The sequence below is a fragment of the Cohnella sp. genome, assembly GCF_041640265.1.
Classification (GTDB): Bacteria; Bacillota; Bacilli; order Paenibacillales; family Paenibacillaceae; genus Cohnella.
Map to the genome: position 1 here is coordinate 100,874 of NZ_JBEQAP010000009.1, position 14,478 is coordinate 115,351.

10 protein-coding genes are annotated in these 14,478 nt (G+C 45.9%); 1 reads left to right on the plus strand and 9 read right to left on the minus strand.

The window, feature by feature from the left end; translation table 11 throughout:
• Positions 1-73 precede the first annotated feature (73 nt).
• Together leuB and ACESLK_RS09575 are read right to left on the minus strand one after the other, a co-directional pair.
• Positions 74-1,153 carry a 3-isopropylmalate dehydrogenase gene (leuB, locus tag ACESLK_RS09570; protein WP_373229147.1) on the minus strand — a complete coding sequence of 360 codons (1,080 nt, stop codon included), beginning with the start codon at positions 1,151-1,153 and terminating at the stop codon, positions 74-76.
• Positions 1,154-1,354: 201 nt separating this feature from the next.
• Entirely contained in the window at positions 1,355-2,716 is a 1,362-nt protein-coding gene (locus tag ACESLK_RS09575) for an ABC transporter substrate-binding protein (RefSeq protein WP_373229148.1), read from the minus strand.
• 255 nt (positions 2,717-2,971) lie between these two features.
• Between ACESLK_RS09575 and ACESLK_RS09580 the strand changes: the two genes are divergently transcribed.
• A complete protein-coding gene (locus ACESLK_RS09580; protein WP_373229150.1) occupies positions 2,972-4,666 on the plus strand; it encodes a histidine kinase in 1,695 nt (564 codons plus the stop codon).
• Positions 4,667-4,780: 114 nt separating this feature from the next.
• Here ACESLK_RS09580 and ACESLK_RS09585 read toward each other — a convergent pair whose 3' ends face one another.
• From ACESLK_RS09585 to ACESLK_RS09615, 7 genes are all read right to left on the minus strand, one after another.
• Positions 4,781-5,140 (minus strand): response regulator, encoded by a 360-nt coding sequence (locus tag ACESLK_RS09585; RefSeq protein ID WP_373229152.1) that lies wholly within the window; start codon positions 5,138-5,140, stop codon positions 4,781-4,783.
• Between the two features lie 3 nt (positions 5,141-5,143).
• Entirely contained in the window at positions 5,144-5,614 is a 471-nt protein-coding gene (locus ACESLK_RS09590) for a chemotaxis protein CheX (RefSeq protein ID WP_373229154.1), read from the minus strand.
• A 50-nt stretch (positions 5,615-5,664) separates the two neighbouring features.
• Entirely contained in the window at positions 5,665-7,692 is a 2,028-nt protein-coding gene (locus tag ACESLK_RS09595) for a methyl-accepting chemotaxis protein (protein ID WP_373229156.1), read from the minus strand.
• A gap of 91 nt (positions 7,693-7,783) precedes the next feature.
• Positions 7,784-8,236, minus strand: a complete 453-nt coding sequence (locus ACESLK_RS09600) for a chemotaxis protein CheW (RefSeq protein WP_373229158.1) — start codon at positions 8,234-8,236, stop codon at positions 7,784-7,786.
• 47 nt (positions 8,237-8,283) lie between these two features.
• A complete protein-coding gene (locus ACESLK_RS09605) occupies positions 8,284-10,329 on the minus strand; it encodes a chemotaxis protein CheW (protein ID WP_373229159.1) in 2,046 nt (681 codons plus the stop codon).
• A gap of 367 nt (positions 10,330-10,696) precedes the next feature.
• Entirely contained in the window at positions 10,697-12,694 is a 1,998-nt protein-coding gene (locus ACESLK_RS09610; RefSeq protein ID WP_373229160.1) for a methyl-accepting chemotaxis protein, read from the minus strand.
• 46 nt (positions 12,695-12,740) lie between these two features.
• Positions 12,741-14,462: a methyl-accepting chemotaxis protein gene (locus tag ACESLK_RS09615; protein WP_373229162.1), complete on the minus strand. Its 1,722-nt coding sequence runs from the start codon at positions 14,460-14,462 to the stop codon at positions 12,741-12,743.
• Positions 14,463-14,478: the final 16 nt, after the last annotated feature.

Genomic DNA, 14,478 nt, shown 5'->3' on the forward strand with positions numbered 1-14,478 from the left:
CACTTTAAAAAGGTTACCATTGAAGGACAAGCCAGTCAAGATAATAACAATTCTTTTTTTAGAGTCATTATAATTAACGACTCATAGCTGCCACAATGAGATCACCCATAGCCGTTGTACCGATTGCTTTGCTCTTATCCACCGCAATGTCGCCTGTCCGATGTCCTGCATCAAGGACGTTCTTAACTGCTGCTTCAATGACCGCAGCCGCTTCTTCATAGCCTAAGGTTAGACGGAACATAAGCGCTACAGACAGAATCGTAGCAATAGGGTTAGCGATTCCTTGTCCAGCAATATCAGGCGCAGAACCATGCACTGGCTCATATAATCCGAAGCTGCCTTCGCCAAGCGATGCTGAAGATAACATCCCGATGGAGCCTGTCAGCATTGCCGCTTCGTCGCTCAGAATGTCTCCGAACATATTTTCCGTAACGATAACGTCAAAGCTTGAAGGACGACGGAGAAGCTGCATCGCACAGTTATCTACGAGTACGTGCTCCACTTCAACATCCGCATATTCAGCAGCAAGACGGTTTACTGTTTCTCTCCACAGACGGGAGGTTTCGAGTACGTTCGCTTTGTCGACGGAAGCCAATCTCTTGCTGCGCTTCTGGGCAACCTCGAACGCTTGGCGTACGATTCGTTCGATTTCTGTAACGTTATATACGCATGTATCTACAGCTTCTTCACCATATGGACCTTCGCGACGGAACTTCTCCCCGAAGTAGATTCCCCCGGTAAGCTCACGCACGACAATCAGATCAGTGCCCTCAAGCACCTCAGGCTTCAACGTGGAAGCATCCTTCAAGCAGTCAAAGACAACAGCCGGACGAATGTTAGAGAATAAACCAAGAGCCTTACGAATACCGAGTAAGCCTGTTTCCGGACGCAGCTCCTTGGAGTTATTGTCCCATTTCGGTCCGCCAACGGCGCCCAGAAGAACCGCGTCGGCATTGCGACACATATCTAGCGTATCCTGCGGCAAAGGCGTGCCTCTCTCATCGATCGCGATTCCGCCGAACAAGCCGTGCTCCAGCTCGAACTTATAGCCGAACAATTCCTCCGTACGCTTCAATACCTTTTCAGCTTCTGCTACAACTTCAGGCCCAATACCGTCTCCAGCGATGACGGCAATTTTTTTAACTTCTGACATAATTATGATTCACTCCCGCTATAGTTTGTCCATTGAGACTATCTCTCAATTGTAGTACATTTTACTACCAGAGGCAAAATAGATAAAAACTATGAATTCTATAGTTTTTACCTATTTACCGACATTCAAGCTTTATTGCTTTCCTGTTACTTCCCATCAATAAATGTACGTTTGTATTCTTCATCATTCTACTGCAATTCCTTATTCATCCTCCGCTGATTCCACTTTACGTATGGCTGCATCTGCTTTATACTTAATTGCTCTAATCGTATCGTCCAAAGAACGACTACCCCTGAGGTACAGATCGCTTTCCGATAAAATAATATTGCTGTACTCTGTTGCTGCAGGCCCTATGTTTTTTTCCTGAATATAACCTAAATTATTATCAAAGAACGCCTTTGATAATTCGTCCACGGTAACGCTGCCTTCGGAAGCATCAGCAATTTCCTTAAGCGACTGTTTTTGGGCAACCCGATCCGTTAATGCAGGTATGGCTCCTCCCATAATAGCCGAGTTCTCCGCTTTGAATTTCACATATTCCAAAGCTTCCTTGGGATGAGCCGAATGCTTATTCACAGCATATGTGTAAGTTACACCGAAATTGTACATTCCCTTGCCATCCGTTGGAATTTGTGTAATGCCCCACTTCCAATCCTTCGGGTAATCTTTCTCGTTAGTTAGCAGGGCAGTATACCAGGTACCAATAAGATGCATCCCGTATTTTCCGGACATAAACCCGTCCCATGGCAATTTTTTCGTTTTGAATTCATGCCAGCTGGGTTGAATCTTATAAACATTCCCTAAATCACCGAACAATTTCAAACTTTCCTTGAACAGCGGATCGTCGTAATTCGATGTTCCATCTGCCTTGTAAGCAGAAACGTTATGTTGTTTGGCCAGCATAAACAAGTAGATATCGTAATCCAGCATATACGATCCGTAGATTCCTTTTGCAGGATCAGTCAATTTTTTTGCCGTGTCAATGTATTGCTCCCATGTCCATTCCGATGGCGGATAAGGAATTTTGGCGTCATCAAATATTTTTTTGTTATAAAATACGGCCCAAGTAGACATTTGTTCAGGCAAAGAGTAAATCATTCCGTCATACTTTGTTAAATAATGGCCAAACATTTTATCCGCGTCGTATTGTTCTGTTTTCATCAAATCATTTAACGGCAACAAATAATTTTTTTTGACATATTTATCAAGAATTAAAGGTTGAATCAAAGGAATGACATCAACTGTACCTGCAGAAGCAAGATCCAAATCTATTTTCTTGTACATATCATTACCAGCACCGGGAACCAATTCCGACTCTACATGAATTCCAGTCTTGGCTGTGAACGCTTCATTCATTCTCTTGTAAAGGTCTTTAGATGAATAGTCCGTACCTAAATAAACTTTAATTGTGACTTGCGGCTTAGCAGCGCCGGATGAGGCTTTTGCTTCGATTGATCCTGAAGTTCCTTTCTTGTTGGCAGTTGAATTGCAAGCGGTTACAATCAAAAGCAGCAATACAATCACTGTAATTTTTTTATAGTTGTATTCGATTTTGTTTCTCATCTCTTATCCTCCATCCCACAGATTTGTTTATTTCAAAAGTCGTATTATTTACATTGATGTTGAATGATGTAATACTAAATACAAATTCTTCTGCTCACAGTTTACAAGGAGGGGCCTACGATTACAATAAGGATTGGCGTACGTGAAAAATTATTTTTGATCTTTTCGTTGTTGACCTTACTGCTTATCGTAATTTCATTTTCTTTTTTCTACTACTATATATCCAATCGTTTGGAGAAAGAAGCCATCGTTAACATGAAAGAATTAACGCTAAAAATGTCGAAACAAGTCACTTTAATCTATAGCGAGTTGAATCATACGTCATTTCAAATTATTAATACTTCCGATTTAAATGTTATTATGCAAAAAGCTAGCGAATCAGAGGAAAATGAGAATTACTTCGCACTCCACACTGATGCTGAACGAACGGTAATGAATTTCTTATCCATCTATAAAAGTCCAGGTCTGAATCTATCAAGAATCAGCATCTATAATAATCGCGGCGATTATGCAAGTTTGGGAGAGATTAGGGAGAATACAGATTCTATTCATTCCTACTTGCTAAGCAATTCATTTAAGGCATTATATAGTGATTTTACTGAAGACGATGAAATTAACTTTATCGGTCCCCATAACGATCCCTATTACACAGATACAAATCAACAATTGGTGTCTTTTTATCGTGTATTTCGCAGTGAGGTTGAAACGTTCGGCTTGATCGAGTTTCAGCAGAGCCTCTCGAAATTTGAAGAGACATTGGGTGTGCCGCATACCGCCAAAACAGAAGTGTATTTATTTGATAAGGATGGCCAGCCTGTATACATAAAGCGAACGCAATCAGGTCAGACGAATCCAAATGTGACGTTTAAGCAATTGCTTGGAACCGATGTCTTAGACAAATCTACCGATTCAAATCCCGAATATATGATCAAATCCGATTATATTTTGTCCTATGTACGATCGCCTTCAAACCAGTGGACTGTTGTCCTTGCAGAACCGAAGTCCGAATTTCTTTCGTCCATTAAATTAGCAGGAAGACTTATTGTCATCGTAAGCATATCTTTCATCATTCTTAGCTTCATCATGAATTATGTGATAGCCAAACAATTCACAAAAAATATACGTAAGACGGTCGACATGATTCGACGGGTTCGATTGGATAATCTAACGATACCGCTGGATAATACCGATGATGAAATGGTTCAAATACATAATGCCTTCAATAGTATAGCCGAACGCCTTAAGATTTCGATAGAACTGGAAGTAAACGCGCGTTCACGTGAAATGAAGGCGCGGCTAAACACTCTAGAATCGCAAGTAAATCCTCACTTTCTGTATAATGTTCTAGCTGTCATTGGATCAGTCGGGGAGGAAGCCGGCGTAGATAAGGTGGCTGAACTATGCGAAAAACTAGGTTCGATTTTCAGATATACATTACAATATCCGGACAAAGAAGTTACGATTCGTGATGAAATTATGTATGCGCAGCTCTATCTGGAACTTATGAAGGTCCGGTACGAGGATCACTTACAATATCGGGTGGAGATAGATGAAGCCGCACTTTCCTATCAGGTACCGCGCCTCATATTCCAGCCTCTTATCGAAAATTGTTTTCGTCATGCCTTTCAAACTTGCAATCCACCGTGGGAAATCCACGTATCTATTAAACAAACACACGATCATTGTTGGTTGTTCGAAGTGAAGGATTGGGGGGATGGCTTCAATCCGAAGGTTATTGCAAAACTCCAACAATCAAATGACCCCAATATTAATTCGGACGGCGATAACATAAGTATAAACGAAGAATCGTCCGGAAATTTAGGCGGCGTAGGTCTTTTCAATACATTAATGCGAATGAAGCTGACTTATGACAAGTTAGTTTTTTATGAAATTACACCCAACCATCCGAATGGATCAATAGTTCGTATAGGAGTGATGAAGGACAATTAACCCTGAATTTCGAAAGCTGATATTCGGCGGAATAATTTGCCCCCAATGGCGTAAGGCTGTCGAGGTTACTCGACAGCCAGAAAAACTCCTCTCATTCAAGAAAAATAGCCGGATTTAAGATAATGCCTTCTTTACCGCTTCAAGCACTCTTTCCCCTTGAAAGGGCTTCACGACAAAATCTTTTGCTCCCGCTTGTATGGCTTGAACGACCATCAATTGCTGCCCCATCGCCGAACACATGATGATATTTGCTTTCGGATCCTCTTGTTTAATTTGTTTTACAGCGTCAATCCCCTCCATAATCGGCATGGTGATATCCATCGTAACCAGTTCCGGTTTCAACTTCTGATATTGTTCAATGGCTTCAACGCCATTGGCCGCCTCGCCGACAACTTGATGGCCGCCCTTCGCAAGGATATCCTTCAACATCATTCTCATAAACGCCGCATCGTCAACAACCAGTATATTCGCCATCTTCTATGCCGCCTCTTCTACTTCTTGGAGTAATAGAACAATATGTAGTTTACCAACATTATCTATAGATAATGGAACGAAAATGACCTTCTCAAATCCGAACAACTTCATTTCGCCTTCAAGAACGGTTGGGGGGGTAATATCAACCTTCCGCCCAGTTTGCGATATCAATGTACATATGTTCCCTGCCACCATATTAGCAACTTCCCCTACGAAACTATGCAGCATCTCGCCTTCAAGAACCATGCCGAACATATTCTCGCCCAGCCTGCCAAAGGACTCTCTAGATCCATCTATTAGCATCCTTCCGGCAATTTCGCCGGCAAAGCCCACTAATACACACATTTCAGTTTGTAATGCTGTTTCGTTGCTTAAGTAATGAGCTTCAATTGTCATGGGTATGGGTATCACTTGCTTAATGGAATCAACGGCTTTCCCCAAAAATCCACTTACATTTTCGCTTAATGCAGACAATGTATATTTCCTCCTTTGTAAGTTACGAAGAGCTCAGATATACTTCTTTTTTACAGCTTGAATTTATCAACCAATACCTGCAGTTCCTCGGCCAAGTTTGTGAGCGCGGCGGAAGAGGCCGAGATTTCCTCCATAGAGGCTAGCTGCTCTTCTGCGGCCGCGGATACATTCTCGGTTCCGGATGCCGCCGATTGCGCTACCCCGGCTATTCCTTCGATAGATTGGACGACCTGCGAAGCTCCGGCAGAAATCTGCTGGGAAGCCGCTGAAACCTCTTGTACTTGGCTGCCTACCTCATCGACAATGCGTTCAATCTCGGAGAATAAGCTGCCTGCCGTATGAACGACTTCCATTCCCAAACTTACTTCCTTTGTTGCCGATTGCATCGAATTCTGAGCTTCGCCGATCTCGCTGCGGATCGCTTGGATCAGAGCTGCGATTTGTTCCGCCGATTCGGACGATTGCTCGGCTAGCTTCTTCACTTCACCCGCTACGACGGCAAAGCCGCGTCCGTGTTCGCCGGCTCTGGCCGCTTCAATGGCCGCGTTCAGAGAGAGCAAGTTCGTTTGTTGCGCGATTTCCGTAATCGTTTTCGTAATTTGGCCAATTTCCTTTGAAGTGTTTGCCAACCTGGCAATGACATGCCCCACCCCGTCGACAGAACCGTTAATGGAATGCATCTGTCCTGCAGCGGTCTGAATGGCGCGTCCGCCTTCCGAAGACATCTCCGCTGCCTTCGTCGCGGTGTTTGCAACCTCTTTGGCGCTCGCTGCAATTTCCTGGATTGTAGCCGAGACGTCACGGATCGTTCGGGCGCCTTCCTCTACCAAATGCACTTGCTGGTTGGCCCCTTCCGCCATCTCCCCGGCTAAGCTCGCGATATGTTCGGTCGCTATGGATGTTTGCTCGGCGCTTGCCGACAGCTGCTGCGCGGAAGCGGCCACCTGACTGGAGGATTGGCTGACTTCAAGCAAGACCGTTCTTAGCGAGTCCACCATGTGGTTAAAGGTCTCTCCAAGCTGGCCGAATTCATCTTTCTCCTTGACCTCCACCCGCCTGCTTAAATCCCCCTCGCTGATTTTCCGGGACGTTTCGGTTAACCTTCGCAACGGAGTTGTAATGACACGAACCATAAAGAAAACAATGACGGCCCCTCCAGCCAAGGCGACAGCAAGTACAAGCGTTGTTTTCCAGAAAATCGGGGCGGCTTCCTGCGTGACTTCATCGGCATACCAGGTTCCCGTCAACTTCCAGCTGGTTAATGGATTGGTTACAAAAACATCTTTCTTGAGCTTTCCATCAAACGCGTTAATGTACTCCTGCGCACCGGTATCGGAACCGAATCTTTTATCAACAGTTCCACCTGTTGCGACATCGCCTATTTTCGCCGTGGGATGAACCAAATATTTTCTTTGTGCGTCATAGAGAATTACATATCCTTCTTTACCTATATTGACTTTTGCAACGATGTCGCTCAGCGATTCCATTCTGAGATCAGCTCCTACGACGCCATAACCGTCAATCACTACCTTTGCAATGGTTACTTCTATTTTATTGGTTGTACTCGAGATGTCCGGATCGGAAACGACAACCTTACCTTTGTTCTCCATTGTCTTTATGTACCATGATCTTTTTCTGGGATCATAATCAGGGGGGAGCGGAGCACTATCTGACGGACGAATTATAGTCCCTGCTTCTGTTCCGACAAAGACATTTTTTATCTCGGGGTGAAGTTGTTTATACTTCTCCAGCATTTCTCTTACTTTCGCCTCTCCATTGCCCTGCTTCGAACTGATCGATCCGGCGGATATTTGTTGAGCGAGGAAATCAATATCCTTCATTTTGGCATCTATCATTTGAGTGATCGTTTGATTCAGGAGATCGATACTTTCAGAAGCAGCCTGCTTCATTTGATCGTCCACTTTATTTTTGGCCGTAATATAAGAAATCACTCCAATGGAAAGACTGGGCAGGAGCAAGATAACGGCAAAAGCCAGAATCAATTTGCTTTTGACCGAACGGAACCAGGTAATTAACGAGCGGATATTCAATCGGGGCAGACGCAGTTTAAGTTTCAACGAGGGAGCCTCCTAAAAAAGTTAGTGATACGGTTGTTTGGGGGTAACACTCTCATGACAATACGATCACCTTTTCGCAAGAACCCTTAATTTATGCTGTATGAGTAATGATTTCGCTCTCATTCAAGACCTCTTGAAGGTTCAACAAAACGATCAGGCGGTTGTCGCCGACTTTGGCAATACCTTGCAGATACTTCGCCTTAATGCCTCCGGCTGTTTCCGGCGGATCGTCCACATGATCCGAGTCGATGTCGATGACGTCGTTGGCGGAATCGACGATCAGTCCAATCTCGACATTCCCAACGGCAGCAATGATTATCCGCGAGTCAGACGTATACTCGTTTTCCGAAAAACCAAAACGCCCTCGCAAATCGATGACCGGGATCACCACGCCCCGCAGATTGATCACCCCTTTAACGAATACAGGCGATTTAGGCACACGTGTGATCGGCGGGATCCGCTCGATAGTTTTTATTTTTTCCACTTCCACTCCGTATTCATCGAGACCCAGAGTAAAAACGATCACTTTCCATTCTTGCCCCATGTTGAAAACCTCCTTCGATCATTCTTTTCGTTTGTTCTGCTGAAGCATTATTTCATTAAGGCGTTCGTATCCATGATCAAAGCGGCTTGCCCGTCTCCAAGAATCGTCGCTCCTGAAACAGCATAAGATCGGGCCAAATAATTCCCAAGCGATTTGAGAACAATTTCCTGCTGCCCGATAAATTCGTCGACAACCAGCCCCGCCAGCTTGTCCCCCTTGCGGATAATCACCATTTGCGTTTCCTCCGCAGCTTCATCCGCGGCTCCCGGAACATCGAAGAGCCGGCCTAACGGTATCAAAGGAATGACGCTGTCCCGATATTCGAACATTCGGTTGCCGTGTACAGTCCGGAGTTGATCCTTTCGTATAGCCGTCGTCTCCACAATCGACGATAACGGAATCGCATACTTCTCGGCTTTAAGTCCGATCATCATCGCTGTGATGATGGATAGCGTCAGCGGCAGCTGTAGGGTGAACTTGGAACCCCTTCCCCATCCGGATTCGACTTGAACACGGCCCCCCAGACTCTCGATCTTGGTTTTTACCACATCCAGACCGACTCCGCGGCCGGACAAGTCGGAAATCTTCTCCGCGGTACTGAATCCGGCAGCGAAGAGAAGCATATAAACTTCTTCGTCCGTCATGCGCGGAGCTAGTTCCGGGGTAACCAATCCATTCTGGATCGCCTTCTTCAGAATCCCTTCGCGGTTTATTCCCCGCCCATCCTCTTCTATCTCAATGAATACGTGATTGCCGCTGTGATATGCGCGAAGATGAATGGTTCCGGCTTCCGGTTTGCCTGCTGCCAAACGGTCTGCCGCAGGTTCAAGGCCATGGTCGACCGCATTGCGCAGAAGGTGCACGAGAGGGTCTCCGATTTCTTCAACAACCGTGCGGTCCAGCTCGGTTTCAGCGCCGGTAATAATCAGCTCAACTTTTTTGTCCAGCGATTTGGCCGCGTCGCGAATCATCCTGGGAAAACGGTTAAAGACGGTATCCACCTGTACCATCCTTAGCTTAAGGACGATATTTTGCAGATCACTGCTGACCCTGGCCATATGCTCCACTGTTTCAGTCAGCTCGCTCTTGCGGATTTCACTTGCCAGCTGCTCCAACCGAACCCGATCGATCAGCAATTCGCTGAACAAGTTCATCAAAGTATCCAATCGGCCGGTATCGACACGTATCGTCCGTGTTACTGACGGCGTCCCTTCTGGATTGCTTGGCTTCCGCGCTTCGGGTAAAGAGACTTTCTCCTTATCTCCTGCTGAATTTTCAGGAGAAACAACCGGGGCAGGATTCGCCGTCGGCTTGATCCATTCATCCAATTTGTCCTGATCTAATAAGGTAAAATCTACCCGTTCAATTTCAGAAATGACGGAAATTTGCTTATTCAGTTCTTCCTGCGAGGTTTGCGAGACATAAAAAACCGTAAAAGCCCTGTCAAACCGATCCTGCTCGATCTCTTCTACGGAAGGAGAAGATTGGATCACCTCTCCGTTATATTCAAACACACAAAACACCATGTACGCCCGGGCAGCTTTCAGGACGCAATCCTCGCGAACGCTGACCGTAATACGAAAAGCAGGTTTTCCCTCTTGGACGGCTTGCCGGAGAATCGCATGCTGATATTGATCCAGTCCGGCTCCTTGCCGGTCTGCGATGCTCCTTTCGGAAATCTCTGCGGAAGCCCCTTTTCCGTCCTGCCGGTAGTCGTCGGCCGCAATTATTTTTAAAGATTTGATATTTCCAGAAACATCCGCTTTGCCGGTTCCTCCTAGTATGATATCTTCCAACATGGATTCCAGGGCGTCCAAGCTTTTAAAAAAAGAATCGAAAATAAAAGGATCCATCTTTAACTTGCGATTGCGCACAAGATCCAGGACGTTCTCCATATCATGCGTCAACGACGCCAAATCCTCGAAACCCATCGTTGCGGACATGCCTTTCAGCGTATGGGCAGAGCGGAAAATATGCTGTACGATTTCGATATCTTCTGGGCTCCCCTCAAGAGCCAAGACATTTTCGTTCAGAGACTGCAAATGATCTCTGGATTCATCAATGAAGAGAGCAAGATATTGATTCACATCCATAAACACACCTCCGGCAAACGTTTGTTATAATCGCTTGAATCGTACGGTTTTGGATAAATTAAAAAAGCTGCTCCGAGATAGAGCAGCAGTTGCCACAAACACGGTAAATCCGCTACAAGTTATTGATCTTCGCCTGTCAAGAATGATATAGGTCTATAGCCATGATCCACTGAAACATATTGGTCCAAATTTATCATAATTTGTCGAAATTCAAAATGGATTTTTTTAAACTTCCTTAATGGATATTATTAAAGTCCAGGAATTCTTCCGACTTGCCGAAACTTCTTCCTTTACGATTTCATACCAATACAATCACCTTTACAGAGTAAACCGGTTGACGGGCCTGCCGATTCCATACATTAAGCTGCTAAATTGTAAATTTTTCTGTCGCCATCGTCAATTCTTCCGCCGCATGGTTAAGAGAAGCAGCAGAAGCGGCAATTTCCTGCATAGCTGCGAGCTGCTCCTCTGTCGTTGCTACTACGTTTTGCGTGGCAGCAGCTGATTCTCGGGCAATGGCCGCATTTTCCCGGACCATGCCGGCCACCTGCTCTGAAAGCTCAGATAGTTGATGGACGACCATAGTAACACCCTGAATCTGACCGGTCACACTCATCACAGAAGTTAATATATTCCGGAACGCTTCACCACTGTCGTTGACCGCGGCAAGCCCGGCCTGTACTTCCTCAGTACCTTCGTTCATAGCATCTACCGCCTGATGCGTATAGGACAATACTTCCTTCACCAATACCGAGATTTGTCTTGCGGAGTCTTCCGATTGCACCGCCAGTTTTCTCACTTCCCCTGCCACCACGGCAAACCCTCTACCTTCCTCGCCAGCCCTCGCCGCCTCAATTGCGGCATTTAGCGCCAATAAGTTCGTTTGTGCCGCCACTTGGGATATCATTTCGATAATTTTTCCGATTTCTTCGGAACGCTCCCCAAGCCTTTGAACAACGTCTGCCGAACGATTAACAGTTACGCTGATCTGGTTCATTTGGCGAATGGCTCGTTGAACAAGTTCGTTTCCTTGCTCCGCTTCGCTCGCAGCATGCTGCGAAGCTTCAGTCACGGCAAGAGATGTCTGTTCGATGCTGCGGACACCTGATGTCATCTCCGAAACGGCAACAACGCTTTCCTCTGAGCCTATCGCTTGCCGTTCTGCACCTTGAGCAACTCCATTAATGGCATCCGCAATGACATGAGACGCCTCAGAGGTTTCGCCGGAGCTGGCCGACAATTGTTCAGAAGAAGCCGAAACTAATGCTGCCGTATCGCCAATGTGCGAAATCAATTGGCGGAGCGTACGGATCATGACGTTTACGGATGAAGAAATTTCACCGATTTCATCTTTTCTGCGCCCGTATTTTTCCTCCACTTGCCCGGTAAGCTTGCCTTCCGACACTTTATTGAGTGTATCGGCCACACCATGCATAGGCACCAGAATCCGCTTATGGATCAACATGCTAAGAAGGGCCAAAAGCATCAGCAAAATTAGACCTACGGTCAAGCTTAAAGTGAATATGGAATTGGCGACATTCGTGCTGGCTTCGGATGGCATGGTCACGTACAGGACGCCGAGCGGCTTCCCGTCTATACCTTTCAAGGAGGCAAAGGCGTGCGAATATCGCCATTTATTCCGCTTGGATACTTCCGACTCCAAGTAGCCGCCGTCCGCCATAGCCGCTACGCTCCGAGCTTGTAATTGCGTTTCTAGGATCGTCTCGCTTGTTGACATTAGGGGGGCGTTCCGAGCCAAGACGGCAACATCCGCTTGCTGCTGCAGGATTAGCTTGATCGCTTTGATCGCTTGTACGTCAAGCAGCCTTCCGAATACAAGCACACCCGATGAAGGAGCGTCTCCTGCCTCGTTCGTAATTTTGGAAACGGCAATGGAAGCCAGACCTTTCGATGTAAGGACCAGTCCCGAGAAGTCGCTTTCTTGTTCAAGTCTCTTCAGGATTTCGGGATATGCCAGTTTCCCGGTAAACTCTTTCACATCGCCCTTTTGCGATAGAATTGAGCCGTCCGGGGATACGGTTGCGAGAAAATGTAAATTGGGGACAATATCTACCGCCACATCCACGTTTTCTTTCAGCCATTCGACATCATTGCTTTCTGCGGCAGCCCGGTTGTCTTCCCAATGGGAGTTCGTTTTCGTTACGTTTAGCAGGCTGTTGCCCATATCATCAAGCAATTTACTCGCGGCTAGGTTGGCGTTCTCGACATGTTCCTTTTCCACTTGAGTCAAATTGTTTAGCATGGAAGTATAGAAATAAGTGCCAATGGTAGCGACTGGAAGTATAAAAATGAGCGTAATGAACAAGATCAGTTGTACGGTTAAAGAAAACTTAAGTTTTCTCATTATGCAGCCTCTATTCTCGTTTTGGCGTGAGAGATACATTTTCTATTTAGACTTTGAAATTACCAACGAGCATGCGCAATTCTTCCGCCATTCCGGATAGTGAATGAGCAGCAGACGAGATATCCTCCATGGAAGCCATTTGTTCTTCTGTAAAAGCAGACACATTTTGTGTTGCCGATGCGGCTTCTGCTGCCGATTGTTCAATGAGATGGATCGAATGAACCATTTGTTCCGCACCAGCGGACATTTGTTGTACAGCCGCTGAAACTTCTCCAATCTGATCGGCCACATCTTGTACGGAGCTTCTAATTTCTTCAAATGATTCTCCTGCCGTATGTACGACACCGATTCCTTCCGTCACTTCTTTGGTGACAGTTTCCATCGTTTGGATGGCTTTCTTGGTCTCGTCTTGAATGCCGGCAATTAACTCGGATATTTGCTCCGCCGAATGGGCGGATTGTTCCGCCAGCTTGCGCACTTCATGGGCCACGACAGCAAATCCACTGCCATGTTCGCCCGCTCTGGCCGCTTCAATCGCCGCATTTAATGCTAATAGATTCGTTTGAGAAGCGATGCCTGTTATGACTGCTGTAATTTGTCCGATCTCGTTCGAACGATCTCCCAATGCTTTTACAGTTACCGCAAGACCGTGTGCGGTTTCACCTATTGATCTGATCTGTTTTCCAGCTGTTTGAATGGCCTTGTTCCCTTCGACCGCTTTCTCCGAAGCTCCAATGGAAGTTTGGGAAACCTGCCCTGCATTAACGGCGATTTGTTGGATGCCGACGGACATTTCCTTAATGGCTTTGGAGCTTGAGTCCGCATTATTCGCTTGATTTTCCGATCCGATTGCGACTTCTTGAATAGACTTGGCTATTTGTTCCGCGGCTTTTCCGGTCTGTTCCGCACTTGCGGTCAACTCTTCCGCAGAGGACGCTACTTGATCAGCGCTGACGTTCACTTGTTGAATCAAGTTATGGGTATTCCTTACCATTTGGTTAAAGGAACGAGCCAGGTCGCCGATTTCATCCCCTCTTTTCAATTTGAGTTCATTTACGGTCAAATCGCCGTCTGCCACTCTTCTTGTACTGTCGGAAATACGAATAAGAGGCCTGGTAATGTTGAGCGTAAGGAAGGTCCCGGTTGCAATTGCCGTAATAAAAATAACGATGAGTGAACCGACAACGACGGACTGGCCGAACTTCGCGTCTCTCTTGACAGCTTCCATATCACTTTTTACATGTTGTTGGAGAGATGTTTCCGATTTGTCCGCCGCTAGGACGATCATTTCGTACAATTTATCGAATTGGTCATCCAATGTTTGGGGATCGGTCGTACCGCTGTTAAAAGAATTGTCATACCGTTGTTGGGACAGATCCTTGAACTGCACCAGAAGCTTTCTGACATCCGCAATTTGGGTTCTTATCGTTTCGTCGGACACGGCGTAAAACGTTCCTTCGTCGTTTGTGCCCCCGTTAATAATCGCTTGCGCATACCAATCGGCTTCGTCAATCAATTCCATAACGACCTTTATTTCTTCCTTGGCCTCGGCTCCGCCTAGTATTTCCTCCAACCAAAGATGAGCTTTGGTGGACGAGTTTTTGACCTCCATAATCGCACCAATCAAAGGAGCCAACTTCTCTCCGGCTTCGATGCTCTCTTCTTTAAGGATATTGAATTCTTTAATTACAAACAGGCTTGACGCAAGGATCATGCAGCAAATGATGGAAAAGGCGATTAAAAATTTTCTTCTAATATTTAGTTTCAACAATTTTTACCCCTCT